Here is a 24,329-nt window from a genome sequence, read left to right as displayed (position 1 = left end):
GTCAGATTCTCAGGGATTGATTAGTGACGGCGACCGGCTTAACGATTGGATATTCGCGATGAATGAAATAACCACCCGCATCATTCGCGTGATCGACACCAGCTGTTTTGTCTGGTTCGCCATTAGGCGCCCACACCTGTTGTTCCAAACCATCGGCGTAGGTAGGACAAGTAAACGGGTTAACCAGGTATCGGCGCTCGCCCTGCGCGTTGTAGAAGACGGCGTTCATGGCGTTAATTCGGTCTTTCACGGGCGGGTTTGACGCTGGAGCGATGATCGAAAACCCAGCCTGTTTGAGCATGGCCAGATCCGTGATGCTGGCATTCACTGACTTACGGGAGTCACCCGAAGCGTCCGGGTAGATCCTGATTTCGCATGTTTTCTCGAAGTCATTGCCATTGTGCCGCCAGTAGCGTTCTTTGATCCGCCGGATCATGTCGGGCGTGTCATAGCCATCAATAAGCTCATCAACCGCCCGGGGTAGCCCTTGGTCACGTTTGACGTGAGTGATTGCTGCCATCTTGCCGACGTTAAAGTCCATACCAATGAACAGAGGCTCACCTGGCTGCACGGTGTCAACACAGCTATTCAGCTTGCGATCGTAGGCCGTGTAGATCGTGCCTGACGCCAAGTTGACGAACTGGCCGTTCAGGTAGGCTCTGATCAGCTGCTCGGGATACGACTCCATTAGTGATGGAATGTAGTCAGGTGGCAGATTCAGTTCGTTGTCGAACGTACTGGCCTGAACAAGGCCGTACATTTCGCCAAGGGCCGGCTTGTCGCGCACTTGCTTCAGGAACTGCAGGTAGACGAACTTGAAGCCCTCAGGCGTCGTCGTCACATCCACGCCGTTGCGCAGTCCCGGGATGTTGTAACGCATCCGGGCAATGATCTTGCGCCAAGCCTGCTGCGCCTTGACCAGGCTCATGACATCGAGCTCATCGACTAAGGCATGACCAATCTTGAAGCCGACGATGGTTTGGGGCTTTTCCATCGACCGGCAGATCACATTGCCGCGATATTGCCGGCCACTGTAGACGTGGACTTCGTGGTTCGACTGATTGATCTCAGTGCGAAGCCCCCAGTCGTGCGCCACCTCTTCCATTGTCGGGTAGAAGATGTCGCGGATCTGAGCGTATGTCGGAGCGAAGTAACCGGCGTTGATGCGCGGCCACTCCCAAAAGTGCTTCCCGAGCGCCGAGCAGCCTACCCAAGTCTTGCCCGAACCAAATCCGGCCACAAAGGCGCGAAACTTGTGAGGCAGCGCCAGGAACTGGGCTTGAGGTACGTTAAGGCTCGGCATTCGGGCGTCTCGCGTCAGTCACCACCACTTCGATGCGCTGAGGCAATAGCCCCTCGTCTTCAGGGTCGAGTTTCTTGATCATGTCGGCGCGCTTCGACTCAAGGTCACCAATACGGCCCAGCAGGCGATTGATGATGTCCTCATAGCCTTGGCGTCGACGCTGGGTTGTCATTGATGGGCGCCCAGGCTCTTTCGGCTCTTCGCCCTCTTCAACCGGATCGGTCGCCTGGGTATGGATGCTCTCCATATCCAGAACAAGGCCGTCACCCGCCTCTGCTTTGGCCTGGGCCATCAGCGCTCGACGCAACTGGAGCTTGGCTATCTTGATGTCGTCATCCAGCGTGCCTATGCCGATGTCATCCCACAGACCATGCTCATCAGCAGTCAGCGTGTCTGAATAGATACCGTGTTTGCGAGCGTGCTGGTTACCTTTGTTGGCCTTTGCGGCCGCCCCGCCGTGTAGCTTGCAGCGAGAGGAACCCGGAACAGCGTGTCGCTTGCATGGTTCCCCGTTGCTGCGCTTCTTTGCGCCGCATAGGGCCATGTTTAAGCCTCATTCATGGGGTGTTTCGCGAACGGATGGTCATTCAACGTCGTTCGAACGCCATTCAATGAATCGTTCGGCTTGAAATAGTGGCAGGTTGCCGCTATCTATGAATATCAACTAAGCCTAAGGATGACATATGACTATTGGTGAGCAGGTACTCCACGCAAGCACAATGTACGGCCACGGTGAAGCAGATAAACGCACCTATGCCGTTGCAGCTGCACTTGAAGTAATCACCGCTCTAGCGGCGTCAGGCTCTTCAGTTAATCTTGAGTCTGAGATGAAAAGCCTCTCTAACTATGCAGACCTAATCCAAGAAGCATTGAAAGCTAAGTAGCCCCCCGTGCCGCACTTACCTGCGGCACACCTACCCTGCCTTACTCGAATCAATGATCACCGGGCGAATCGTGCCGCCAGTGTAAATATCCCGCTTCATCGCAGCGCGCACCGCACCCTCTGCGCTTGCGCCCATATCCATTGCAGCCAAAGCATACGAGGCCCCGCTCCCGATAGCGTCGGGGTTGGACAGTTCAAGCTCCTGCTTCCAGATGCCTGTCTTATCGTCATGACCGACCATCATTAGATTTCCATCGTCGACGACATATCCTGAACACTCCACGGGAACTGGTGATGGAGTTCCGAAGTAGGCGGCGATTAAAGCCTTCTCATCGCATACAGCACCCGACAGAAAGAAGCTGACCCCGCTGACAACCTGGCACTTAGATGCATTGTCAGAGACGATGCGATCGTTTCGGGTCTGGCGAGAGTCATAGGCGATCACGCCGTCTTTGTAGGCAATGGTCGTCATGTTCTTCCTCGCATGATGCTTGAAATGATGGCTGGATGCCGGTATTGATAATCCCAAATAATCGCTAAGGGATAGAACCATGCGAATGCTCGACCTGACTGATGATGCGCGCGCCTATATGTCAGAGATGCGAATATTGAGCACAGACTTTGAAGGCAATGAAATCATGGTCGGCCTAACTCGAGATGAGACCCTTCGCATGCTCGAACACAACCGGCGGTTCCTAGCTAATGACCGAGACCGTAGCGAGAAGGGCCGAGGCGACTATCTCGCGCTTCATGAGAAGCATGAGAGGGCTCGCCTACAAGTACTTTTCGCTGAGAATGAGGCTCGTCAACTCAATGGGCCAATGCATTAATGTGGGTTGCGGCTAAATCTCGTCTGCTTTGCGTTCAGCCCAACGCTTGCCCAACTGTCGGGCCCACTCAACGCCAAGCACGCCAATAAACCCGGCGGTGGCGAACGACCAGGCGATGCTGAAGCCGAACTCTTTAACCGTCAGGCCAACCACCATCACGATCAACGCACCGAGTGTGGCCTCGATGAACTGCCGCCAAGGTGTGGTCTCCTTTGCGTCGTATTGGATGCGGAGCCAGGTCAGCGCGAACGTCAGGACCATGGCTAGGCCGTTTTCTCTCAGGGCAGTCATTACCAACACCCAGAATGAAGGGTCTTTCTCTGGCATGTGTGGCATCTCGGGTTCCTCCCCTGTTCAGGGAGCTAGAAACGAAAAAGCCTCAGCGAATGCTGAGGCTAACAAGAGTTTGCGTGCGCGCGTGATTAAGAGGCGCTCAATATCGCGAACCAACTATGAAGCTAGCGGTACGATTAACCCAGCAGCCCTGGCAACACTAGCGCGAAACAGCGGTGCTATCTTATTGCCAGAGGACAAAAAAATTTCCCATGGAGTAACACCATTGAAAAAGGTTTTCATTCTCGCTACTTCGCTGATTGCATCTCAAGCTTTTGCATACTCTCAGTCAGACATAACCGGCACCTGGGAGTGCATGAGCCCGGGGCAGACCTACACAATGATGCTCGGGGCCGACGGTGGCTATGAGTCTCATCAGGGTGACGGCAGCAACTACGTGGGTAGCTACTCAATTGAGGAGAATTATCTCAATATTAATCTCCAGAACACAAACTATCAGAGCGCAAGCCCGAGCAACGGATACACAGTGACTAGCCTCACCAACAACCAGATGGTGCTTGAGGCTGATGGTGAAATGATATCCTGTAATAAGTAACAACCGGCCTGGTTAACTGCTTGCAAAAAGCCCGGCGCATATGTCCGGGCTATTCAAAGGCGATACCCACCTTGTACTGCGAGCCTTCGATCATGACGCACACAAGTGAAGGGCTAAATACCTTGCTCATGCCTAGCTTCAAGCTCTCGCAAAGAGACTGAGCCTGGTCAGGAGTATCATCGTCGAGCGGGAAAGATACCTCAAAAGGAAAATTGCTGAGATGAGTCTCCGCGAACTCAGCTTTCACCATTTTCTCTATAGCGGTAATCATGTTGGCAACTATTTCTTGCGTTCCCGTATCCATGGGGCCCTCCTCCTATATGAAGCTCAAGGATGGCCCCATAGGCTTTAAAAAGCAAAACCCGGCGCGATGGCCGGGTTTCGATGCTTTGATCTCTCTTACTGAGAAATCTGTCGGCTGTTACGCCAGTAAAGGTACGCAAGGCCAACAGGCGCCACGAAAATTGCCAATGACCAGCACATGGCCATAGTGAACACTTTAACCATCAGCATCAGGATGGCATTCACGAAGAATACGTTATCACCCATGATGTAGCCCACAACACTTTCATAAACGAATCGAGAGTACGGATAAAGAACCGTGCACACGATCGACATAAAAATCACCACCGATTTACCTGTGAAACCGGTAGGGCTGCTGGATACTAACGAGAGGATCAAAGCTGCGAATATAGCTCCGAAAATAAACTGACGGACATAATAACTAGTCGTAAGACCGCCAAAAGTCTTCAAAAAAAACGAGTGCATAAAATCCCTTTAAGATACTGATTCCAGTGATGTTCTTACGATAGCACACCACTGCCAGCTCAAAAAGTACAACTCAAAAAATGCAAAAACCCGACGCAATGGCCGGGCTTGTTTGTCGCTTGCATCACCTATATGCGCAAGTACGACAAGATAGGTAGATAATGGCTCATTGGTTCATTCGCCGTCAAGCCGCTTGTGCCCCAATGAGTCCCTCTGCATCCAACAGGGCTTGAGCGGACACCAAAGCCTCATCCACTTCCCGCTCCAGCGCCTTTCGAATGTCACGCCTCCATCGCTCCTGGGTTTTGATCGGATGCGGCTCATTCGACCAATTGTCCATCTCATACCAGCCAGCTGGCAGGACGCTGGTGGACCTCTTGCCGTCCACGCCTGGCCGCCGAGGCAGCGCCCACGTCACCACAGCGCAGTGCAGAAATCGTTCCGGCGCCGGCGATCGCATCACGCGCGTCAACTCAGCGATGGCGGCATGCTTTCGCTCTGTATGGGTCGAGAACTTCGCCACTAGAGCGCGCCAATGCTCAACAGACAAAGACTTATGCAGCCGACCGAATACCCAGCAGTCAGTGAGAAACGCCGCCTCTTTCCCGACGATCTCCCCCTTCTGCTTTGCGCATTGCACCTTCGGCTCAAAGTCACACCCGCCTGCGGAGCTGATGGTCTCGGCGGCGAGTGCCCGAACGACTGCGGATACCACGTTACGATAGATCATGCCGCCGCCCTCTTCAGTTCTCTGGTCTTTGCCCGGTAGTCAGCCTTGATGGCCTTGATCTCGTCTACGGTGTACTTGCGGGCCGGATGAGGCCCTTCCAGCCAATCCACCTTTTCGGCGCCAATGCGAAGCACCAGGCGGATGCGGTACTCAACGGCGTTACCCGACAGGTTGCGATTACACCTCACACACTGGCGATGGATGTTCAGTGGCTCAAAACGCAGCTCAGGGCAGGCGCCTACGGATCGATAATGCCCAGCGTCCCAGCGGCTGCCGGTCATAAGGTCGTGATCGTTGGGCTGCGAGTCGCAGCTGATGCACGGTAGGTGTGCGTCACGCAGGCGAATGAACTCATTTACCGCTGCCTGAGCCTCGCGCAAATGGTCTGCCCTGCTCTTCAGCTTCTCCTTGCGAACCTTGATCTCCCGGCGCTCAACCTGAGCCAGCGATTTGCGCGCCTTCTGCTGGTTAACGTCCTTGGTGGCGAGTGCACAGGCTGGGCTACATACGGCTTGCCCGAGACGCTGCGGAACGAACTTGATCGAGCACGCAGTGTTACGGCATGTCTTCGGCTTGGGCTGCTTGGCGATCATGCGGCCTCCTTGCTCAGCAAGTCTGTGAACATCACACCCTTGGCCGTGAACTCAGCGGCGATACGATCCGTGTACGCCACGCCCTGAGCACGATTGAACAGACGTGTTACCGGGAAGCCATCAGGCCCGAACAGTGCGTTTCCACCCATGAGGTCCAGCTTCTCCTCGTAGGACAAGTGACGCATGGTCCGGTACCAGGCAGCACGGAAGTCTTCATCCTCATTCAGCAGGATCTGCACGCCGAAGTGCAGCTTGCAGTACCGGCGGGCGTCTTCCACGTCACCGATCTGTGTCATCTGAGCAATGCGCTGGTAAAGAGCGAACCACAGCGCATTCTGATCGAGCGTACGGTCCTTACCCGGGCGCAGTGAGACCACCACGAACTTCTTGTCGCGGTACATTGTGGTCAGGCAGGTGATAGCTTCTGAGAGTTTGGCTTGGCAGTTCACGCTGATTTTGTCGGTCATGGTTTCACCTTCACGCCTGCGGATTCGATGGCGCGACGGCATTTATGAATAGCGGAATACTGCGCTCCCATTCTGCTTTCAAGGACTTCGTACTGCTCAGAATCATCCGCCCGAGTCACGCCATATGACTCCGGCGCTTCAGGCTCAGGTAGCTCGATTACCAGCACCTCGCGAGATGCTTTCCAGCCATCCCACGCCCCATTTGCATATGGGCTTTCGTAATACTCGGAATGAGTAGTTGAGCGAGTGAAGTCCATGCCCCTGAAGCGCGGACTCTCCTCAAACTCTTCACGCATCTTGTCAGTCATGACTGCTCTCCCTTGCCCATGGCTGCGTCAATTGCGGCGTCAAGCCGGTCACCACTCGGGCAGTCCGACCCAAGCTTGGCCTGTTCTTTTGGATTGCGGATCACGCACACAGGGCTACGCCACCAATCAGCGATCCTGAGCCACTGATACCGCTCAGCATCCTTGCGAAGCGACTCGATCTCAGCGAGCTGCAGAATTTCGCGCTCTGTTGAGCGGGCAACCTCAGCCTTCAACCCCGCATTAACCTGCTCAAAGGCCTCGTATCTGGTCTTGAGGCCTGCGATTTCGGCTTTGAGGTCTCGCATCTCGCGGGTCTCGGTTTGCTGATGCATTCGGTATAAGCCTTTTAGCGCCTCGTTCTCGGCGATCAAGACTATTAACTGCGGCAACGCATTGACTGCAGCAACTGCCAGCCATGAATCGCGCTTGTAGCTGAAGTGAGCCCACGGTTCTTCCTTGGCCCAAGGCTTGCCAATTTGAAACGGCTCGCCCGCGCAGCAGATGCCGCCCATGCTTTGAGCTGTTTCAGCCCATTGGCCAGGTTTATGTTCAGCCTGCTCGATAGCGCGATTCAGCGACTCAACCAGTCGCATCAACTCGGAATGATCAGCCACGGCGAACACCTCGCAGCTTCAATGCAGCCCGCTCAGCGCAGGTGATGCATTCCTGAACACCCGGCACAGCAGCACGGCGACCTTCGGATATTTCTGCGCCGCACTCGCACTCATGAGCGCTTTCGCCTCGGTAAACCACGCGAGCAGCAAGGGCTGAGGCCAGTTCTTTTTCAATACGCTCGTCTGCAAAATCGACGTCATCAGCCATCAGAAACCTTCCTTGCCACGTTGTGATTCCCACTCAAACGGGATGACGATCACCCCGCCCTCCCGCAGACGATCAATGCAGCGCTCGCCGATTGCGGCTGGCAGCGACTGGCCGTCCAAATTTGAAACAATCACCGTCGGCCGCATCTCTTCGTACCGGCCGTTGATGATTGCGAATAGCGTGGTCAGCTCGAAGTCGCTGGGCTTCTCCTTGCTGACGCCGATCTCGTCCAGGATGAGCAACGAGGGGCTGATAAGACTCGACAAAATCTGGCTTTCGCTCTGCTCATTGGTGCGGTCGTAGGTGGCACGGATGGCCTGCAGAACCGAGCCGAATGTTCGGTACACGGCAGTGGCGCTCGACTTGGCCATAATCTCGTTGGCAATGCCCACGGACAGGTGCGTCTTGCCGGTGCCAGGCTTACCCAGCAGCAGCAAGCACCGGCCGGACTCGGAGATTTGCGAGAACTCAGCTGTATACCGACGGCATGTGTTCAGAGCCTTACGTTGTTCGGCGGTGGTGGCGACGTAACCGTCGAGAGTTTTGCCTACGAAGCGCTTCGGGATCAGCGCAGCACCAAGCTTGCGCTCCATGGTCGCGCGGAGCTCCATCGCCTTGTTGGCCAGTTCGACGGCTTCGGATTTCTCGCGAATAGCACGACCGCACTCAGGGCATCCGCTTCTCAGTTCCTTGCCAAGCAAAGGGAAAATTTTCTGCTCGTAAGCCCCGTGAGTTTCGCACTCGGCTGGCTGCATTCGGGTGCCGAGGGGCAAGTCGCTGGCTGGTTGAATAGGTTCAGATCGCATAGGAACCATCCTCACGCTGGATTAGACCCGCGGTGTAGTCGCGTTCATCGAAGCCGGTGTGACGAGACTGGGTGACTGGAGCGGGGGCAGATTCTGCCAGGCGCTTGATCACCCAAGAGGCCTTGAATCCTTGCCAGCCAGAGTTCAACGCCTCGGTGATCGCGTCGGCTGCCGTGATCCCAGCCTCTGAGCACTTGGCCAGTTCGGTGTTCACGGTTGACCAGACGGTGGCGGTCACAGCGGCGCGCTTGGCCTTGCGCTGAGTTAGCCAGTCGGCCAGCAGTTGCTCCGGGACGTCGTGCGGGTTGTCGGCGAGCAACTGAGTCATACCGAAGGGAGTCTTGCGATCAGGACTCGCTGGAGCTGGTTTTGCTTGGGGCGGATTAATCTCTTTCGAAGAAAGAGTTAATAGGGGTTCTTTCTTTGTATAAAGAAGGCAAGTTGCCGTTTTGGTCTCACTCGCATCAGGTCTCAGTGAGACGATGTTGTCTGAGTGAGACGTTTTGGTCTCAGTGAGACGCTGTGCTTTTTCTTCATAGAATGACCATTCACGGATAGGTGAAATGCCTATATCGCCTCGGCTTCCGCCAATCCGATAAATAATCCGGCGCTCAAGCAGATGACTAATCGCTTTCGAAGTCACGTCACGGCGCATGTTGGTGAACTTGCCGATCTCGTCAGCAGTCAGGCGTTTGGTTTCAAGTTGATAGCCGATGGTCTGTCTTGCAATGGCCATGAGAACGCGCAGTTCGCGCGCTGGCAGGTCAACCGTAGCCAAAGCCTCCATGAGGCTATTGTCCATCCGGGTGAATCCCCTGCTGCTGTTGAGCTGGATGACGTTTTCAGAGGTCATTGCGTGACTCCCTGAAAACTAGAGTTAGTGCGCGACACGTTTTCTGAATCAGAAATACGTGTCGTAACACTTGAAGGGGTATTGACGGGGATAACTTGTGGATTCATTATTGCCTCGCAAGTTGTAGCAATGAGCCAGGCCACGAACCTGGCTTTTTTGTGCCTGAAATTCAGGCAGCCTTGACCGACGCATCCATCACATCGAGACTTTGACGAACGTGATTGATCTCTTGGCGGATCAAGCTCTTTTCGAAGCTGCTGACGTGCTCGTCATCCAGGGCCTGGTGAACTGCGATGGTTAGGTCGGCCACTTCCTTACCGACATTGATCAGCGACTTAGTGAGTGCTTGCGGCTCTGGTGCTGATCTCGATATCAGATCAAAGCCAAACTCATTGGCCAGCGCCGCAAGCGGTCGCATGTCACCGGTGTGCAGCAAGATCCCGAACAGATGCTCGATCGTCAGGTGGTGAGCATCGTTGTCCGGGTTGGCACGCTGAAGAAGGCTTACATGTGGCACCCCCATCTTGGCTGCCAGTGCTTTCGCCTCGTTATCCAACACAGCGCTCTGACAGGCCCGCAGAAAATCTTCCATCCGTAAAACCTCAAATCTGTTTCCGTGGCGCCACTGCAAGTGGTTAGGCGAAAATTTACTTAACTAGGCAGCTTCAGGAGCTCGTCAGGCCGCGGCTTTTCGAGCTGGAATGGGGCGAATTTCATTAGCTTGTATTGTTCCGTCATCCAGCAAATTGATGGTTATCGCGCGTTTCGAGCGATACATCTGCGAAATGGCGCTTTGCTGAATACCCAAAGCCTTTGCGAGATCGCTCTGGGTGCCGTGCGATAACAGGTATTCCGCAAGCGTTACCGTCTTCATTGGAGAAGCTCTCAGATTGAACACTCTCGGATATTAGCACTGCTACTTTATAAAAAACAAGGACATGATTAGCACTGCTGTTTGCTTAAAAATCAGCTGTGCTACTAAATCTATTTATGAAAAAACCTACTAGAACTCCGCTAAGCGCTGAGCAATTGGCTGATGCCAAGCGGCTGAGTGATATCTATAAAGCGAGAGCCAGGGCTTCAAAGGCTCGCGGCGACACCCCTGCACTGACCCAGACAGAAGTTGGCGAGCTCTGTGGTTGGAATTCTCCGCAGAGCACCGTAAGCCAATATATGAATGGCAAAGTTGCACTGAATTTGGATGCTCTCGTAAAGCTCGCCAGGGTTCTTGATTTTGAGCCCTCCGAAGTAAGTCCAACGCTAGCAGATGGAGTGCGCATGCATGTCAGCACGTCCGTCGCTAGAGAGTCTGACGCAAGCACTCCTTTGCCAGGGCCTGCAGATATTGATGGAGATCTTGACGAGCGTTACGCTTTCATTCCTCAGTACGACGCAAAAGCTGCTGCCGGCCTAGGCAGCGAAAACGCACACGTAGAAATTCGCTCCACGCTCGCTTTTAAGCGTGACTGGCTGAGAATGAAAGGCGTGAACCCACAGAGCCTGATTGTCATCTACGCCGAAGGCGAAAGCATGTGGCCAACGATCAATGACCGAGATGTGCTGCTCGTTGATAGATCAAGAGTCGAGCCTACCAGCAAGCACATATACGTACTGACCAGCACGGACAAAGGCACAATCGTAAAACGCCTGATTCAGACAGCTATGGGCGATTGGATCATACGTAGCGACAACAACGACGAAGAGTATCCGGACCGCACGCTTTCGCGGAGCGAATTCAACGAGCACCACATCCTAGGCCGAGTCATCTGGCGTGGCGGGGATTTGTAGTTTTTCAATAACCACAGGAAGTGCGTCATGAAAATCTTCACCTTGATACTGGCTGCTGCACTGGCGATAACCTCTTTATCCACTATCGCGCACGGCGGGCGCACCGATAAGCAGGGATGCCATAACGATAAAAAAGCTGGCACTAGACACTGCCACTGATCCTCTCCCTGTTCATTTGAAGCCAGGAGATCGCCTTATGCCCCTAACGAAACCCAATCAAGAACTGAAGCGCGACCTGAAAGAGGCCGCAGCCCTACTCAAGTGGTCAGGAGTGGATTTATTCACCATCTCCAAAAGGTTGCTCGATGCCGGGGATGAGATAGGTGCCGCCGAACTGATGAGGATCGCATTGAGCTACCAGGCGATCGAGGACAAGTTGGTGAGTTATGCGGATGAGGTGAAGTCTGGCCGGGTTAAGCGGGACGCGGAACAGAGCGGATGACTTCATGGCGAAATCAGAGCTTCTGGAGCAAGGCAGGGGTCTTGGCTTGGATAGCGTTCCTTATGCTGCTACCCGGTTATTCGGGCTCGACTGGGTTAGATGGCGAATCCTACGGCCGCAAGCGGGTCTTCAGCCCTGGCTTCATTGTTCTCTGCGTTTTCGTGGCTGTGGTTGAGTTGATAGCGCTAAACCACTTCTATGGGGTGCGAGAATGAGATACAAAAAGTGGCGTGCGTGAGAGGCAAGCCCTATCGACACCACGATCAGATTGATGCAAAAAAGCACCTTAATAGAATACTAACAATCACTGCTTACATTTGTAACGACGGGGGGATAGCATGCACAGGACTGCGACATTTTACGACTTGAAAATATCAGCAATGGGAATCTCTAGAGCAGCAGCAAATCCAGCTTGCTTTGATGCCACACCAAAAACACTTAGAGAGCTTCATAGCGATATCAGCCTTCTTTTTACGAGCGGGGACAAGATAGTAAAAAAGGGAAGAACAGAAACTTCCGCCAAACTATACCTTTCAGATTTGCAACTTAAAGACGACAAGTTAATCCTACTTATCAATAGAAGCGACCCTAGTGCACCTGATGCAGTTTCGAGCGACCCCGACCTCAAGAGTAGAGTCGTCCACTCAAAACCTCCAGGCCATGGTGGCGACTACTCAGCCCATGTTGTACTAGGCTCTGTACGTAAACCCAAGAAATACGATTTTCTGTAAAATACACCGCCATTAAAAGCCAGGAGGCCAAGATGGCAAAGCGGTATGAACTCCCCGACGCAGCCTGGGATCTGGTTGCAGATATCTTCACCAAAAATCAGCGCACCGGGCGCCCTCGGGCCGATGATCGCCTGATGCTAAACGGTATTCTCTGGGTGCTTTGCTCTGGCGCAGCCTGGCGAGACATGCCCGAACGATTCGGCCCTTGGTCAACGATCTATCAACGGTTCCGGGGATGGCGTGATTGCGGAGCTTTTGATCAGATGCTCAAGCGTCTTCATATCCGATTGAATGAGCAGGGTTTGATTGACTTGGAAACATGGATGATCGACTCCACTGCCGTACGAGCAACCCGGGCCTCATCAGGTGCCGGGAAAAAAGGGGATTTGAAGAACCGCAAGACCACGCGCTCGGGCGCAGCCGGGGTGGCCTGACGACCAAGATTCACATGCTGTGCGACGCCAATGGTGTGCCTCTGCGTTTCCTGTTGTCAGGCGGACAAGCCAGCGATATAGCCTATGCCCAACCGCTACTCGATCAGGCTTGCATACCCAGCCTGCGCGGTCGCCCACGCAAGCGTTGCCGCTGGTTGCTGGCTGACAAGGGTTACGACGCTGAAGCGCTGCGCCAGTATTGTGATCGTTATCGCATGCAGCCAGTCATTCCGTTGCGAAGCATGAAGCGCAAAACCAAGCCAGGATTGCCTCGACTTTTTGATCGCCCCAAATATCGGCAGCGCAACATCATCGAACGCATGTTTGGCTGGCTGAAGGAGAACCGTCGCATCGTGACGCGCTTCGACAAGCTCGCAACAAGTTTTGCGGCGATGGTCTCATTGGCCTGCGCTATGCGGTGCTTGCGACAATACTTTACGTACAGAGCCTAGATCTAAACCCTGTAAAGGGGGATAACTATTATCTTTGCGTTATCGAAACAGTCTTTGGCTCCGGCTTGCATGCAAGTAGCATTAGTGACTACATCAGGTTTCTTTTTCGCGCATGTAAAAAACAATTTCCCACTCAATACATGATCCCAAACGCAAATGGTGCCAGAGACTCGAAAGGCAATCCTGTCTTAGTTCATTTGCTTCATCAGATTGAATTCCAAGGACACCCTTCGGCCGAATTTGAGAATGACCTAAACGGTGGCACTCTTTCATCAATACAACTTCTAAGCTTTTCGGAGGAAGGAGCAACTTGGGACGACAGCGGCGCGGTTAAGGAGAGACTTCGTACAATTGAGTTAAAACCAGAGCCCGGATTGATCGCCTCAATATCGTCGTCAGTGAGGCAAATCAGAAACAAAATCATCAAGAAAAACGTTGAATACAAACAAATGCGTCTACGCTTCAAGAATGGTGATGGCGAGCCACGAGAGGCGACAATATCGGCTGATTCGGGAAAGCTGATAGATAACGACAAGTACATTAAGCGGCACACAATTACGGCACCTCTAGTAAATACCAATAGCTTCGACAAGGCAAACAACTTTATAATCAAGGAAGTTCTAGCACTCATGGAGTGAAAAATGTTAATAAGTCAGCTACTAAAGCCGTTTGGCTATTTGGCAATCAAGCACCCATACAAATGGGTGGTAGATTGGCTGTATCCATTGCTCCTAGCACTTATAACGATCACGCTTATAGTCAGCCTATCTTCCGCCAAAATAATTGTATCACCCGGCGGTATGACTTCGATGATACTTTCATTCGTGCAATCATTACCTGGATTTTACATAGCAGCATTAGCAGCTATAGCAACATTCGGAAGATTGGACATTGATGACATCCTACCGGAACCAACACCAAAAGTAGTTGTCAAACTCAGAGGACTAGAGAATACGATAGACCTAACTAGACGACGGTTCCTTGCGATGTTATTTGCTTTCCTTACAGGAGAAAGCATTGCGATAGTCTTTTTTTGTATTGCCCTACTTTCGTTCGGCCCGGCAATTTACGACTTCACATATAGCCAGGAGCCTATCGGTCACTACTTACTAATCGTTGCGCTGTTTTGTCTTTTCACTTCGGTTTATCAGATGCTTCTCGCAACGTTTTGGGGTCTTTACTATCTTGGTTATAAGCTTCAAGAATGATACAAGCCCGGCCCAGCGCCGGGCTTCTTGCATCTGCAATCCTTGCAATCCCACACGCTCCACCTAGACTCCAAACACCGAGATTGAGGCTCCATCCTCTCGGTGTTAGCCCGCCCCTCCACAGGCGGGCTTTTTTGTGTCTGCTACGCTTTCCTCATCAACCTGAGGAGACACTATGGCCGCCCTTCCTGATGATCCAACCCCTGCTCTGCTCAGCCGCTTGAATCAAAATATCAACGCCCTGGGCTCAGCTATCGAAGAAATAGGACTCTGGATTGATCAGCGAGGCTCCGCAGAGACATCCCATCGAGTTAACGAGCACCTTGAGGTGCTGTCAGATAACAGTGACGCCATTGCCGAGCTGCTGGTTGATCTAATAGCCAGATGGGTGCCAGAGAATGAGACTGATCCGGAAGACTGAGCCCGTCACGTTTGGGTGATACCGTCCAAACACAGCGCGGTCATCCAAAGGGATTTGGCCCTATCTACAAGAGCGCGCGGGCCAGCTCCAAGGTTTTCGTTCTGGAGTTGGCTCTCGTGAATGAAGCCCTTACACGCCACCTCTATAGGCACTAGTTTAGCCAGTTTTACGATGTACAAAGCTCAGGCAAATAGCCATGATACCTATAGGTACGAGTAGTTATCGTGCATCACCTTGGGGATTTAAATGCTCGAACACGTCTCAAAGTCAGCCCGTTTCTTAGCCGTTGCCACCTGTCTTACATACCTCAATGGTTGTGCTTCCGATGGAGGCGCAAGCGAACTTGCGGCGATGGGCCTGTTGTTGGGCGGGGCGGCGACCGGTAATACTGGACTGGCGACTGCCGGGGTAGCAGGCTACGCTGGCATTATGCTCGCTGCGCCGCTTCTTTCTGACGACTCAGAAACAGAGGTTTCAACTGTCCCCGCCGTATCAACCACGACTAACGGAACACAAACTGCGGTTGCGTCGACTACGGTCTCGGTAGCTCCCCCCACGAGCCAAGGCAAGCTCGGCGTCGAAGTCGAAACCTTATCCACTTCCATGGGTACTGCTGTCGGCCTGAAACCTGCAAAAGGTGCCTTGGTTATCGCGACGACCAAAGGTGGCACGGGAGACAAAGGCGGCTTGAAAGCCTTGGACGTGATCGTTGAGGTAGCTGGTCAGCCCGTAGTTGACACAGCGAGCTTGCAAGCCATTGTTGGTAATATGCGCGCCGGCTATAAAGCGCCGGTGCGAGTCTGGCGGGGGCATGCATTCAAAGACTTAGCGGTCGAGGTGGCACGTTCCACGCCATCGTCGGCTATTGCCACCTCAGCTCTCGCAACCCCACCTCCAGTAAAGACGCAGCTCGCTGAGTCTGCCAAGCCAGAAAAAACGAGGAACTTTTGTTTGGCATATCTGGCGATAGAGAACACGTACGGTGCTATTGTCAGTCCAATACAAGAAAAACATAATTACGACGGTAGCGGCTCGGCCATGCTGGCATCCCTAAAAAGCTACGTTGCTAAAGTTAAGCAAGAGCAGCCCGGCATCTGGGGGGAATTCGACAATGGCGTAATTTCGTGTGAGTCGGACACGTATGTTTGCATGGCACAAACCAAAGGCGGCCTCTTTACTAAAAAACAAACCGCAGGACAATTCTGTCATTACACGCTCGCTGAAGCAGAAACTGAATTAGCCCAAATGCGTGTAGGTGACCCCTCGCTAAAAACCGTTGCGTGGCCATAGTCAGGTCCAGTACCAGGCTTTTTCAGCCCTTCTCGCGCTACCACAAACACAATCTAGAGATAGCCCAGTTTGTTCATGTCCCACCTCAGTGACTGCAGTGGCTAACTAATCCAGGACACTTTAAGCCCGCCCCCATAGTGGGCATTTCTTTGCCTGTGATTTGCTCATCGCACCAGTGTTTGCCTTGATCCATGCTGAGGCCGGCGACAACGTAGGCAGCGCCCTGGAGAAGATAGGCGGGAATGTTGGGCATATCACGCAGGGGCTGGCCTGGCTAAGGGCGCACGGGTCGGATCGACACCCTCCCCGCCCAATGGTGGCTGTGCACCATGAATGGTAGAGTCGGGCTTAATTATGGGAGGGGTCAATGGAAAAGCGCTTCGTATTGTCAGCAGCCATCGTGCTTTATTCCTGCGCCATCAACGCTGGTGTGCTCAAAGACGAAACGGATAGATTTTCAGGCACTCGGAGTGTTTCGTGGCGCTCCATGCCGCAAGGGGTTGAGCCGTTTTCTCTATCAGCAACCGTCTTTTATCCAAAGGGGTATGCCGTACCATATTCTTACGATATTCAGCTTGTTTCCGTGTCTGATCACTCGCGCTACAGGGAGTGCCACCATACTTACTGGCTGGTAGATGGTGCGCCAGACCCATATCTTGAGATGACCTACTCCGAAATCAGCGGTGGTTCGGCATCTATTGAGCGATTCTCTAAGAGCGTTGATCGTCAAAATTTAGAACGTATTGCAGCCGCCAGGGTGATTGAGTTTCAGATTTGTGGAGTGGAAGGATCTGTTTCCGATCAAGATATGGATGGGTTAAGACAAGTTTTAGCTGCAACAAAGTAACGAAACACCTAGCCACGAAGCCCGCCACTGCGCGGGTTTTTTTGTGCCTACAAACTTATTATTAGCAGTGCTGTTGACTTGTAAATAACAGCAGTGCTACTTTTACTCCATCGCAGCAACACACCGCCGCGACCCGCTCTTTAACAACCTGATGGACGCCGAGCTGGCCGATGCATAGCCAGCAGACCTGCCGCGTAACGGTAGGCAGCGATTCGACCTCATGTCGGCGCTGGGCACAGGAGACCTCATTCGGAGGGCGCGCTGGAGAAGCGCGTGACGACTTGACGGCCAGAGGCCTTAAGGGAGTTGACGTGAAAGCGAACGTTGACCTGTGCAAGAGAACGGAATTTTTCACTGATGCACCTGGGTAGCCGGGTGCATTGGGAAAACAACCGGGAGATACACAATGGCCGAAGCAGCCGCAACAACGAAGTGCACTCGATGCGGTAAGCCCGCAGAACCAGCCATCTACCGAAATATCATCGACCGCGCCTACTGCTCTGTTCGCCGGAAGCAATACGTACGCCAGCAGAGCTTGCCGTTCTGCAGCGAAGAGCATGCAAGCCATCACCAAATGAGCTGTGAAGGCTGATGGATTTCACTGGTTGGCCTTGGCGACAGGGCCAAACGGGAAATCAAACAAGGAGAAGGACCATGTTGATACTCACCCGCCGCGTAAGCGAAATCATCCGCATCAACGACGACATCAGCATCCAGGTGCTGAGTGTTAGCGGGCAGCAAGTGAAGCTCGGAATCGTCGCGCCGGAAGATGTTGCGGTTCACCGGGAAGAGATTTGGCTGCGGATTCAGGCTGAGCGCGAGTCAGTAAGCGCGGCTTGATTTGAAAGTGTCACTTTTACCCGCCCACTAGCAGGTAGCAGATTAACGCCGAAAAGAGCACGTATTAAACGTGCTCAGAGATAAAGCCTTAAAGGATCAGTCGTCCCTATCATCACGATCGCGATTGCGGTCATATCGTCGATCATTGTCGCCACGATCATAGCCGCGGTCATAACCTCGATCATCATGCCCTCGGTCGTATCCACGACCAGAGTCGTGACCTCGATCATGACCATGTCTCCCTCCGTCATCCCAGATTGGCACGCAGCCACCCAGCAAGAGAGAGCCTGATAAGGCCAAGATCATTATGGCTGTGCGCTTCATTTGAGCGTCCTGAAAATTAAGGTCATAGATATGACTACAAAACGGCTCATTGATTCATTGGCGAACACTACGTTTAAAGCCTGATAACAGGCTCTCTCGTCCTGAAGTTTACCCGGATGCACTCCCCTCCGCGCCCAACGGCAAGCATCGGAACAGATGAGTGCCGCCGTGTGTCTTTGGATCAACTATCCCGCCGTTTAGGAGGCGACCATGAACCCAAGTAACCGCGCTTACTGTGATGTAGCGCTTGCAATGAACCAGCGTCGCAATATGTCTGCAGCAATTCACTTCGGGCTGGTCGGCCTACCCGCGCCAAAGAACTCACCTCGATACCGGGTTGAGCCCATGGGCGTGGCGTTCTTCCACATCATCGATACCCGCACAGGAAAGGTGAAGGGCTTCCGCCGCGACCATAACGCCGCCTGCGCCTTCGCCCGTAAACTTGAGCAGGAGTAGCCCCGTGCCTGATTTTCTCGATACCGTTGAAGGCCCCGACTGGCTTCATGATGCAATCAACAGCCTGATCTGTGGTGACAACGTTACTGCGCCGCGCCCTTTCGGCAAGTCGGTTGCCCTGGTCACTCCGCAGTCGCTGTACGAGGCGCTGGCCGAACACCTGGGTGCTCAGGAGCAAATCGCTCCGCTGCTGACCGACAACCGCGAATACCCGATCGAGCAGATGATTTGCGAGATTATTGCGGGTGGGTGTCGCGTTCACGGCAAGGCCTACGAGTTGGCTTGCTGTGCGCTGGGTGCGCCCAAGGCCAAGCATCACCCAACAGCGCTGCACGACGTGGCAGAGGCTCTGATTCGGCCTTGGGCTAACGAGTATGGTCAAGCCCGCGCTGAGGAGCTGGCAGCAGATGCCGCGGCGGATCGGTTTGAGGATCGCGAGGACGCCGCGTGACCTCTTACCAACGCCAGCGCTGCTTCGCACTCTGACGCGGATCAGCTCCAGTCCTAGCCCTGCTCACCGCTCTAATGCTGCTCAGCGCCCTCGCTGATCTGATCGCCCAATAACTCGACCCCATTTGAACGCTGCGTACATCGCGGCAAGGATTCCCCATGTCCGCAGAACAGCAAATCATCACTATCGACGACATCAGCGCCGACAATGCTCCAGCCATTTACGTGGCCGGCGGCCTTAGCCGATTCCTCGAGGCAGTCACAGCCGAAGTCACCGCTGAAGTACCTGACCTCTCTACCCGCAAAGGTCGTGAGCGAATCGCCTCTCTTGCGGCCAAAGTAAGCAAGTCCAAATCCGCTGTAGAGAAGCCCGGCCGCGACTACCTGAAGCGTCTTAAGGAAATGCCGAAGGTCGTCGAGGCTGAGTTACGCGAGTTCGTGACCAAAATGGACGCCCTGCGCGATGCCACCCGTAAGCCGCTGACAGGCTGGGAGCAGGCAGAACTGGCCAGAACCGACAAGCACGTCGATGGCATCCAGGACATCAAGGACTCGCTCGTTTTCGAGGGTACGCCTACAGCGTCCACCTTCAGCCAGGTCATTGCGGCCCTAGAGCTGGTGCCTATGGATGACAGCTGGGAAGAGTTCCTTGCCGAGGCCGCTCAGGTTAAGGATCAGACGCTGACGAAACTGCGCTCCCTGCTGGCCGAGCGCACGCAGTACGAAGCTGAGCAGGCCGAGTTGGTCCGTCTGCGAGAAGAAAAGGAAGCCCGCAACAAGAAAGATCGTGATGAGCAGATCGCCCGCGAAGCTGCTGAACGAGCCACTCGCGAAGCTGAAGCCAAAGCTCAGCGCGAGCGTGACGCAGAGGCCAAACGCGCTCACGACGAGCAGGCAGCGGCCGAGAAACGCGAGCAGGGTCTAAGGCTCCAGACAGAACAAGCCGAGCGCCGAGCCGAGCAGGCAAAGCGCGAGCGCATCGAAGCAGGGCAAAACGCAGAACGTGAACGACTGGCGGGCATCGAGAGGCAGAAAGCAGCTGTCGAGCAGGCCCGCAAGGACGAGATCGCCCGACAGCACGCGGCAGCTGACGAAGAGCGCCGTCAAGCTGCAGCGCGGGAAGCCAACAAGGCCCACCAAGCCAAGATCAATCGCGCCGCCTTGGAGGCCTTCATCACTGGCGGCATGACCGAAGAGTGCGCCAAGCAAGCAATCACCCTGATCGCCCAGCGCAAGATTCCCGCCATTTCAATCTCGTACTGAGGCCTTCATGAACAACACATCCCTTGCCGAACAGCATGACGCCCGACAAGTCGTTTCTCCTGCGACCACGACTGAATCGACCGCGATGCTGACCATGATCCAGCGAGCTGCTACCGACCCAGCGTTCGATGCGGACAAAATGCAGAAGATGATGGAGATGTATGAGCGTCACACCGATCGCACAGCTGCCGCGGCATTCAACGCTGCGATGGTCAGGGCCCAGGCTGAAATCGGTCCCGTTTTCCGCGACAAGTTCAACGCTCAGACCAGCAGCGCGTATGCAGCTCTTGAGTCAATTGACCGAAAGATATCGCCGGTCTACACGGCATCAGGCTTTTCTCTGTCGTTCGGCACGGGAGATAGCCCGCTGGTTGGTCACATCCGCACAGTATGCGACTGCATGCACGAAGCTGGTCACACAAAGCAGTACCACGTCGACCTCCCCATTGATTCGACTGGTATCAAGGGAAGCGTGAATAAGACTGGTGTGCACGCCAGCGGCTCAACTTACAGCTACGCCCGGCGCTACCTGACGATGATGATCTTTAACGTTGTCCTGACCAATGAGGACGACGATGGCAACGGAGATCAGGCGCAGGGCCTTGGCGAGCTCATGAACGAGTGGATACCGAAGGCTTACGCGGCAGAATCAAAAGACGCACTTACTGCAGTCTGGCAGGAGGGAGTGAAATTTTCCCAAGATCTGAAAGCAACAGACAAGCAAACGGCTACAGATCTCTATGAGGCTCTAAAGATTGCCGTTACCACACGCGGTCAGCAGCTGATTGCCGCATCTGAGACAGGAGATTCGCAATGATCGTTATCAACTGTGCCCAAGGCTCCCCGGAATGGCTACAGGCCCGCGCCGGGGCTATCACCGCCAGCATGTTCAGCACTGCCCGCTCAAAAGTGAACGGCCTCTCTAAGCAGCAGCGCGTTTATGTAGACGCCATCCTAGCCGGACATAGCGAGGCTCGCGCCCGTGATCTCGCGGAATACAAAGCTCCACCACGAGCTGAAGTAGTACAAAGAGCCCTAGACGGCGAATCAGTCGGTGAGCCATCCGGCGCCGCCCTCTCCTATGCATTTGAACTCGCTGTCGAGCGGATTGGCGGCGCACCATTGGACGGTGGATTCGAGACTTGGCAGATGCGCCGGGGTCACGAGCTTGAACCCGAAGCCCGTATGGAACACGAAATCAAAACTGGATTGGTCGTTACCCAAGTCGGACTGGTCAAAACGGATGACGGCATTTTCGGCGCCAGCGCAGATGGCTTCATCGGAGAAGATGGCGGCTCCGAATACAAGTGTTTCCTCGCCCCTGACAAGCTTCGCGCATTCCACATCGATAATGACGCCAGCGAAGTCATTGACCAAGTGCAAGGCTGCATGTGGATCACCGGCCGCAAATGGTGGCATATCGGGATGTACTGTCCGCTTTTGAAGCCTGTCGGCCGTCAACTCTGGCTGCAGGAATTCAAGCGCGACGACGACTACATCGAAAAGCTCGAGGAAGACCTTTGGCAGTTCAAGCTGCTGGTGGACGGGTACGAGGAGAAACTGCGGAGTAAGGCGGCATGATCGATAACCAAATCCTCGCAAGCACCCAGCGTCAAGCTCAATTAGAGGCCGCAAAAGCGGCCTTCTTCAATTCTGGCGGGCAGATCACTCAGGCGCGCGGCTTTGCATTCAAGCCTGTGTTCCCGGCCCGCTCCGACAAAATTGACCCCGACACCATCCTGAAGCGTCGCCGTATTTCGCCAACTATGGCTGAGCGAAAAGTCCTACGGCGACTCGCGGAGGAATGACGCGTCGCGACCGACGCCCATCAGAGCATCGTCCCGCTGAAATACGCTTGGTTCGACGCGCCGAAGCGATGGAGCTGGCCGTGTAACCCGAATCAACCAGCGCCACGACAGCCTGTCGCTAACTGCCCGAGCCCCTGGTACTCCCCAGCACCAGGCCGTATCGGTCTGATCTTCGGCATAAATCCGCCTGAGTACAGACCGATGCGGACGCCAACCCAGCAGACGCTGGACACCTGCATCCCCACTTCCCTGCTGATGCTCAAAACGGAGGATTTAGCCATGCACAAGTAAACAAAGACGGGCACGCCCGCACAGCCAGGCTCTTACATACGGTGGCGTTTTAAGAGTGCAACACAGCCCGGTTTCGACTGGGCTTTTTCATGTCTGCAGTTATTCGTCAGCCCTCCCTTGTCGCAAGGCCTGAGCGCTGACGAATATCCGTAACCCAAGTCGAGGATCGACCATGCATCCATCAATCGTCCAGCGCATCACCGTTCTCGACGGGTTGCGCGCACGTGCTCACCAGGCCACGGCCGAGTTCTACCAAAAGCCCGGCGTAATGCCGCCGCCATTGGCGCCACTCTTTATCGTCAAGCCGATAGGCAACAATGCCTTTGAAGTCGTTGAGCGAGCCACAGACAGGGTCATAACAACGCGCACTGGTATCAACGCCGCAGTAAGTCATTCCCATGAGCTTGAAGCGAAAGCGCGGAAGTTCAACGTTAAGCAGTTCGGAAAATTCCTGAGCAGCTGGACTTTGCGCTTTGGTATCACGCTGACCGTGTTCGCCTTCTTCAGTAGCCACATGTGAGGCGTATAGCCCGCATCCAGCAACGTAAACGTCAAACATGGCTGGCACTGCCGGCAAGCGGGATAGAAGAGGTAGGCCATGGCAGCCGCGCAGAAAGAACGATCGGCAAAGACTGCGGCGAGGCGAAAGACTCGCGGCGAGGAAGAAATCCGGCTGCATTGCATGGCCGGCACCCGCCAGGCACTGGCTGAGCTGATGGCCTGGAGCGGCATCGAGGAACAGGGCGAGGCGATCACGCTGATGATTCATCATCTTCATGGCCTTGGCCCGGGTGGAGCGCTGCCGCTGCTTGATCCGCCGCGACACGTTATTGAGGTATCCAAAAACGTGTCGCTGGCTTTTCACCGGAAGAGCCTACAGATGATTCAGCAAGATCCAGGTGATGAGGTATTTGCTCCTCAGCGAACTGGGAGAGCAATACCGTTGTAGCGCTTGACCGAAAGAGCGTTCCCGCCCTCAACTTTCACACTGCCTGCTGGAATCATACGCACCCGGCCTCGCTCGTTGAAAGCTCCAGCCTCGATCAGCGCCCTCAGTTCCACCTCGTTGGCACCTTTGAAGTCGAGATTGTTGTCGGTTTCAAGCGTGTAGCTGAAAAATCCGCGTTTATCTCCTCGGGTAATTTTGTAGGGATGGCAGACCAAGCCATCACTGTTGATGCCAATTACATCTTCGAGCAGTTCAATCACTACAGCACTCCTTGATCCGGCTCCATGCCGGGCCAAACACAAATACCCCACTTCAACGAATCACGCCAGCCGGCGAGGCAGGCGTCTGCCTGGAGAAAACCAATGAGCATTCCTGCAAATGCCTTGAGCGACGAAGAGTGCCTGCACTATGCCGCGCTTGATCCGGCGGCGGCCGCTGAACTGACTCGCCGCCTCACCTCGCAGAGCATCGACCCTAGCGCCGAGCGTGAAGAGCTGCGCGAAGACATCCGCCGTCTCGAAAGCCAGGCGAGTGATGACGAAGACGAAATCGAAAATCTTCGCGATGGTGCTAGTGAGGCTTGCCAGTGGATCAAGCGAGCAATGGACCCGGACGACCGGGAGCTTTCACTAAACGAGCTGCTGCAAAAAGCTCTTGACTGCCTGGAGTGATGCCATGAGCACATTTGCAGTATTTGGAATGACCCGCGACGTTGCGCTTGCCGAGGCCAAAAAGCGCACCAAAGGCACCCGCAGGAACATAAAAGCCCCTGGCGGTGTTGAGCCAATCCCTCTCGTAGAATGGATGGAGCTGGTCGAGAAGAAGACCGAGCAGATTATGGGGGGGGGTACGGTTCGCCAGCTCTCTCCGCTGTTCGATGCCCCGCAGTACGCCGAGCAATTCATTGAGCTGGCCCGCAAGACTATTCAATGCCGAGATCTGCGTATCAGGGCGAAGCGCATCATGACGGACGCAGAAGGCCGACCGATCATAAATCCAAAGACGAAAGCGCAGCGGGTTGGGTTCTGTGAGTGGCAGCCTGATACCCGAACTCAAGCTGCTTAGCTCTCCTCCCTCCGGTTA

41 protein-coding genes and 1 pseudogene are annotated in these 24,329 nt (G+C 54.4%); 24 read left to right on the top strand and 18 right to left on the bottom strand.

Going from position 1 to position 24,329, the window contains the following annotated elements; translation table 11 throughout:
- Nucleotide 1: 1 nt before the first annotated feature.
- Entirely contained in the window at nucleotides 2-1,303 is a 1,302-nt protein-coding gene (locus VSQ83_RS09590; protein WP_326426284.1) for a terminase large subunit domain-containing protein, read from the bottom strand.
- Complete coding sequence (locus VSQ83_RS09585; RefSeq protein ID WP_326426282.1) at nucleotides 1,290-1,847, bottom strand: HGGxSTG domain-containing protein; 558 nt, start codon at nucleotides 1,845-1,847, stop codon at nucleotides 1,290-1,292. The genes VSQ83_RS09590 and VSQ83_RS09585 overlap by 14 nt, the downstream gene beginning before the upstream one ends.
- Nucleotides 1,848-1,986: 139 nt before the next feature.
- On the opposite strand from VSQ83_RS09585, the gene VSQ83_RS09580 reads away from it, so the two are divergent.
- A complete protein-coding gene (locus tag VSQ83_RS09580) occupies nucleotides 1,987-2,187 on the top strand; it encodes a hypothetical protein (RefSeq protein ID WP_326426280.1) in 201 nt (66 codons plus the stop codon).
- Between the two features lie 30 nt (nucleotides 2,188-2,217).
- On the opposite strand, the gene VSQ83_RS09575 is transcribed toward VSQ83_RS09580, so the two are convergent.
- The gene (locus tag VSQ83_RS09575) at nucleotides 2,218-2,658 is read right to left on the bottom strand and encodes a proteasome subunit beta (protein ID WP_326426278.1); all 441 of its coding nucleotides are present in this window, start codon (nucleotides 2,656-2,658) and stop codon (nucleotides 2,218-2,220) included.
- 79 nt (nucleotides 2,659-2,737) lie between these two features.
- Here VSQ83_RS09575 and VSQ83_RS09570 point away from each other — a divergent pair, with 79 nt between their 5' ends.
- Nucleotides 2,738-3,016 carry a hypothetical protein gene (locus VSQ83_RS09570; protein WP_326426276.1) on the top strand — a complete coding sequence of 93 codons (279 nt, stop codon included), beginning with the start codon at nucleotides 2,738-2,740 and terminating at the stop codon, nucleotides 3,014-3,016.
- A gap of 12 nt (nucleotides 3,017-3,028) precedes the next feature.
- Here VSQ83_RS09570 and VSQ83_RS09565 read toward each other — a convergent pair whose 3' ends face one another.
- Entirely contained in the window at nucleotides 3,029-3,343 is a 315-nt protein-coding gene (locus tag VSQ83_RS09565) for a phage holin family protein (RefSeq protein ID WP_257012017.1), read from the bottom strand.
- Between the two features lie 232 nt (nucleotides 3,344-3,575).
- Between VSQ83_RS09565 and VSQ83_RS09560 the strand changes: the two genes are divergently transcribed.
- Nucleotides 3,576-3,905: a hypothetical protein gene (locus VSQ83_RS09560; protein WP_326426274.1), complete on the top strand. Its 330-nt coding sequence runs from the start codon at nucleotides 3,576-3,578 to the stop codon at nucleotides 3,903-3,905.
- A gap of 49 nt (nucleotides 3,906-3,954) precedes the next feature.
- On the opposite strand, the gene VSQ83_RS09555 is transcribed toward VSQ83_RS09560, so the two are convergent.
- From VSQ83_RS09555 to VSQ83_RS09500, 12 genes are all read right to left on the bottom strand, one after another.
- Entirely contained in the window at nucleotides 3,955-4,209 is a 255-nt protein-coding gene (locus VSQ83_RS09555) for a hypothetical protein (RefSeq protein ID WP_326426272.1), read from the bottom strand.
- Between the two features lie 95 nt (nucleotides 4,210-4,304).
- Nucleotides 4,305-4,523 (bottom strand): hypothetical protein, encoded by a 219-nt coding sequence (locus tag VSQ83_RS09550; protein WP_326426270.1) that lies wholly within the window; start codon nucleotides 4,521-4,523, stop codon nucleotides 4,305-4,307.
- A gap of 334 nt (nucleotides 4,524-4,857) precedes the next feature.
- Nucleotides 4,858-5,403: a hypothetical protein gene (locus tag VSQ83_RS09545; protein WP_326426266.1), complete on the bottom strand. Its 546-nt coding sequence runs from the start codon at nucleotides 5,401-5,403 to the stop codon at nucleotides 4,858-4,860.
- Nucleotides 5,400-5,996 (bottom strand): recombination protein NinG, encoded by a 597-nt coding sequence (locus VSQ83_RS09540; protein WP_326426264.1) that lies wholly within the window; start codon nucleotides 5,994-5,996, stop codon nucleotides 5,400-5,402. Before VSQ83_RS09540 ends, VSQ83_RS09545 begins: the two co-directional genes overlap by 4 nt.
- Nucleotides 5,993-6,463: a hypothetical protein gene (locus VSQ83_RS09535; protein WP_326426263.1), complete on the bottom strand. Its 471-nt coding sequence runs from the start codon at nucleotides 6,461-6,463 to the stop codon at nucleotides 5,993-5,995. Before VSQ83_RS09535 ends, VSQ83_RS09540 begins: the two co-directional genes overlap by 4 nt.
- The gene (locus VSQ83_RS09530) at nucleotides 6,460-6,771 is read right to left on the bottom strand and encodes a hypothetical protein (protein ID WP_326426262.1); all 312 of its coding nucleotides are present in this window, start codon (nucleotides 6,769-6,771) and stop codon (nucleotides 6,460-6,462) included. Before VSQ83_RS09530 ends, VSQ83_RS09535 begins: the two co-directional genes overlap by 4 nt.
- A complete protein-coding gene (locus VSQ83_RS09525; RefSeq protein ID WP_326426261.1) occupies nucleotides 6,768-7,385 on the bottom strand; it encodes a hypothetical protein in 618 nt (205 codons plus the stop codon). The genes VSQ83_RS09530 and VSQ83_RS09525 overlap by 4 nt, the downstream gene beginning before the upstream one ends.
- The gene (locus VSQ83_RS09520; protein WP_326426259.1) at nucleotides 7,378-7,593 is read right to left on the bottom strand and encodes a DnaK suppressor protein; all 216 of its coding nucleotides are present in this window, start codon (nucleotides 7,591-7,593) and stop codon (nucleotides 7,378-7,380) included. Before VSQ83_RS09520 ends, VSQ83_RS09525 begins: the two co-directional genes overlap by 8 nt.
- The gene (locus VSQ83_RS09515; RefSeq protein ID WP_326426257.1) at nucleotides 7,593-8,399 is read right to left on the bottom strand and encodes an ATP-binding protein; all 807 of its coding nucleotides are present in this window, start codon (nucleotides 8,397-8,399) and stop codon (nucleotides 7,593-7,595) included. Before VSQ83_RS09515 ends, VSQ83_RS09520 begins: the two co-directional genes overlap by 1 nt.
- The gene (locus VSQ83_RS09510) at nucleotides 8,389-9,252 is read right to left on the bottom strand and encodes a replication protein (protein WP_326426254.1); all 864 of its coding nucleotides are present in this window, start codon (nucleotides 9,250-9,252) and stop codon (nucleotides 8,389-8,391) included. The genes VSQ83_RS09515 and VSQ83_RS09510 overlap by 11 nt, the downstream gene beginning before the upstream one ends.
- Before the next feature lie 169 nt (nucleotides 9,253-9,421).
- Nucleotides 9,422-9,844 (bottom strand): phage regulatory CII family protein, encoded by a 423-nt coding sequence (locus VSQ83_RS09505; RefSeq protein ID WP_326426252.1) that lies wholly within the window; start codon nucleotides 9,842-9,844, stop codon nucleotides 9,422-9,424.
- Nucleotides 9,845-9,928: 84 nt separating this feature from the next.
- The gene (locus VSQ83_RS09500) at nucleotides 9,929-10,126 is read right to left on the bottom strand and encodes a Cro/CI family transcriptional regulator (RefSeq protein WP_095031171.1); all 198 of its coding nucleotides are present in this window, start codon (nucleotides 10,124-10,126) and stop codon (nucleotides 9,929-9,931) included.
- 116 nt (nucleotides 10,127-10,242) lie between these two features.
- Between VSQ83_RS09500 and VSQ83_RS09495 the strand changes: the two genes are divergently transcribed.
- The 11 genes and pseudogenes from VSQ83_RS09495 to csrA all read left to right on the top strand — a co-directional run bounded on the left by VSQ83_RS09495 (nucleotide 10,243) and on the right by csrA (nucleotide 17,705).
- Nucleotides 10,243-11,040 carry a LexA family transcriptional regulator gene (locus tag VSQ83_RS09495; protein WP_326426248.1) on the top strand — a complete coding sequence of 266 codons (798 nt, stop codon included), beginning with the start codon at nucleotides 10,243-10,245 and terminating at the stop codon, nucleotides 11,038-11,040.
- A gap of 27 nt (nucleotides 11,041-11,067) precedes the next feature.
- Entirely contained in the window at nucleotides 11,068-11,199 is a 132-nt protein-coding gene (locus VSQ83_RS09490; protein ID WP_326426246.1) for a YHYH domain-containing protein, read from the top strand.
- A gap of 37 nt (nucleotides 11,200-11,236) precedes the next feature.
- Complete coding sequence (locus VSQ83_RS09485) at nucleotides 11,237-11,482, top strand: hypothetical protein (protein WP_326426244.1); 246 nt, start codon at nucleotides 11,237-11,239, stop codon at nucleotides 11,480-11,482.
- Complete coding sequence (locus VSQ83_RS09480) at nucleotides 11,479-11,697, top strand: hypothetical protein (protein WP_326426241.1); 219 nt, start codon at nucleotides 11,479-11,481, stop codon at nucleotides 11,695-11,697. Before VSQ83_RS09485 ends, VSQ83_RS09480 begins: the two co-directional genes overlap by 4 nt.
- A gap of 123 nt (nucleotides 11,698-11,820) precedes the next feature.
- Entirely contained in the window at nucleotides 11,821-12,213 is a 393-nt protein-coding gene (locus tag VSQ83_RS09475) for a hypothetical protein (RefSeq protein WP_326426239.1), read from the top strand.
- A 32-nt stretch (nucleotides 12,214-12,245) separates the two neighbouring features.
- A pseudogene (locus tag VSQ83_RS09470) lies at nucleotides 12,246-13,099 on the top strand (IS5 family transposase).
- Nucleotides 13,100-13,740: 641 nt separating this feature from the next.
- Entirely contained in the window at nucleotides 13,741-14,307 is a 567-nt protein-coding gene (locus VSQ83_RS09465; protein WP_326426237.1) for a hypothetical protein, read from the top strand.
- 175 nt (nucleotides 14,308-14,482) lie between these two features.
- Nucleotides 14,483-14,728, top strand: a complete 246-nt coding sequence (locus VSQ83_RS09460) for a hypothetical protein (RefSeq protein ID WP_237149513.1) — start codon at nucleotides 14,483-14,485, stop codon at nucleotides 14,726-14,728.
- Between the two features lie 246 nt (nucleotides 14,729-14,974).
- Nucleotides 14,975-16,018 carry a PDZ domain-containing protein gene (locus VSQ83_RS09455; RefSeq protein WP_326426232.1) on the top strand — a complete coding sequence of 348 codons (1,044 nt, stop codon included), beginning with the start codon at nucleotides 14,975-14,977 and terminating at the stop codon, nucleotides 16,016-16,018.
- 367 nt (nucleotides 16,019-16,385) lie between these two features.
- Nucleotides 16,386-16,865 carry a hypothetical protein gene (locus tag VSQ83_RS09450; protein ID WP_326426230.1) on the top strand — a complete coding sequence of 160 codons (480 nt, stop codon included), beginning with the start codon at nucleotides 16,386-16,388 and terminating at the stop codon, nucleotides 16,863-16,865.
- A gap of 654 nt (nucleotides 16,866-17,519) precedes the next feature.
- Nucleotides 17,520-17,705: a carbon storage regulator CsrA gene (gene csrA / locus VSQ83_RS09445; protein WP_326426228.1), complete on the top strand. Its 186-nt coding sequence runs from the start codon at nucleotides 17,520-17,522 to the stop codon at nucleotides 17,703-17,705.
- Nucleotides 17,706-17,779: 74 nt separating this feature from the next.
- On the opposite strand, the gene VSQ83_RS09440 is transcribed toward csrA, so the two are convergent.
- A complete protein-coding gene (locus VSQ83_RS09440) occupies nucleotides 17,780-17,941 on the bottom strand; it encodes a hypothetical protein (protein WP_326426227.1) in 162 nt (53 codons plus the stop codon).
- Between the two features lie 298 nt (nucleotides 17,942-18,239).
- On the opposite strand from VSQ83_RS09440, the gene VSQ83_RS09435 reads away from it, so the two are divergent.
- The 8 genes from VSQ83_RS09435 to VSQ83_RS09400 all read left to right on the top strand — a co-directional run bounded on the left by VSQ83_RS09435 (nucleotide 18,240) and on the right by VSQ83_RS09400 (nucleotide 23,246).
- A complete protein-coding gene (locus tag VSQ83_RS09435) occupies nucleotides 18,240-18,485 on the top strand; it encodes a hypothetical protein (RefSeq protein ID WP_326426225.1) in 246 nt (81 codons plus the stop codon).
- A gap of 4 nt (nucleotides 18,486-18,489) precedes the next feature.
- On the top strand, nucleotides 18,490-18,936 hold the full coding sequence (locus VSQ83_RS09430; protein WP_326426222.1) for a hypothetical protein: 447 nt from the start codon (nucleotides 18,490-18,492) through the stop codon (nucleotides 18,934-18,936).
- A gap of 158 nt (nucleotides 18,937-19,094) precedes the next feature.
- The gene (locus VSQ83_RS09425) at nucleotides 19,095-20,198 is read left to right on the top strand and encodes a hypothetical protein (RefSeq protein WP_326426220.1); all 1,104 of its coding nucleotides are present in this window, start codon (nucleotides 19,095-19,097) and stop codon (nucleotides 20,196-20,198) included.
- A 7-nt stretch (nucleotides 20,199-20,205) separates the two neighbouring features.
- Entirely contained in the window at nucleotides 20,206-21,015 is an 810-nt protein-coding gene (locus VSQ83_RS09420) for an ERF family protein (RefSeq protein WP_326426218.1), read from the top strand.
- On the top strand, nucleotides 21,012-21,779 hold the full coding sequence (locus VSQ83_RS09415) for a lambda exonuclease family protein (RefSeq protein ID WP_326426216.1): 768 nt from the start codon (nucleotides 21,012-21,014) through the stop codon (nucleotides 21,777-21,779). The genes VSQ83_RS09420 and VSQ83_RS09415 overlap by 4 nt, the downstream gene beginning before the upstream one ends.
- Nucleotides 21,776-22,006, top strand: coding sequence for a hypothetical protein (locus tag VSQ83_RS09410; protein WP_326426214.1), 231 nt, complete (start codon nucleotides 21,776-21,778; stop codon nucleotides 22,004-22,006). The genes VSQ83_RS09415 and VSQ83_RS09410 overlap by 4 nt, the downstream gene beginning before the upstream one ends.
- A 463-nt stretch (nucleotides 22,007-22,469) precedes the next feature.
- Nucleotides 22,470-22,817, top strand: coding sequence for a hypothetical protein (locus tag VSQ83_RS09405; protein ID WP_326426212.1), 348 nt, complete (start codon nucleotides 22,470-22,472; stop codon nucleotides 22,815-22,817).
- Nucleotides 22,818-22,895: 78 nt separating this feature from the next.
- Nucleotides 22,896-23,246 (top strand): hypothetical protein, encoded by a 351-nt coding sequence (locus VSQ83_RS09400; RefSeq protein ID WP_326426208.1) that lies wholly within the window; start codon nucleotides 22,896-22,898, stop codon nucleotides 23,244-23,246.
- On the opposite strand, the gene VSQ83_RS09395 is transcribed toward VSQ83_RS09400, so the two are convergent.
- Nucleotides 23,216-23,506, bottom strand: coding sequence for a hypothetical protein (locus tag VSQ83_RS09395; protein WP_326426206.1), 291 nt, complete (start codon nucleotides 23,504-23,506; stop codon nucleotides 23,216-23,218). The two genes, VSQ83_RS09400 and VSQ83_RS09395, sit on opposite strands and share 31 nt — an antisense overlap.
- 102 nt (nucleotides 23,507-23,608) lie before the next feature.
- Here VSQ83_RS09395 and VSQ83_RS09390 point away from each other — a divergent pair, with 102 nt between their 5' ends.
- On the top strand, nucleotides 23,609-23,917 hold the full coding sequence (locus VSQ83_RS09390) for a hypothetical protein (protein ID WP_326426204.1): 309 nt from the start codon (nucleotides 23,609-23,611) through the stop codon (nucleotides 23,915-23,917).
- Nucleotides 23,918-23,921: 4 nt separating this feature from the next.
- On the top strand, nucleotides 23,922-24,311 hold the full coding sequence (locus VSQ83_RS09385) for a hypothetical protein (RefSeq protein ID WP_326426202.1): 390 nt from the start codon (nucleotides 23,922-23,924) through the stop codon (nucleotides 24,309-24,311).
- Nucleotides 24,312-24,329 lie beyond the last annotated feature (18 nt).

The organism is Pseudomonas sp. DSV-1 (assembly GCF_035830915.1).
Classification (GTDB): domain Bacteria; phylum Pseudomonadota; class Gammaproteobacteria; order Pseudomonadales; family Pseudomonadaceae; genus Aquipseudomonas.
Note: the sequence above shows the minus strand (reverse complement) of the source record. Positions and strands in the feature narration are given on the sequence as shown.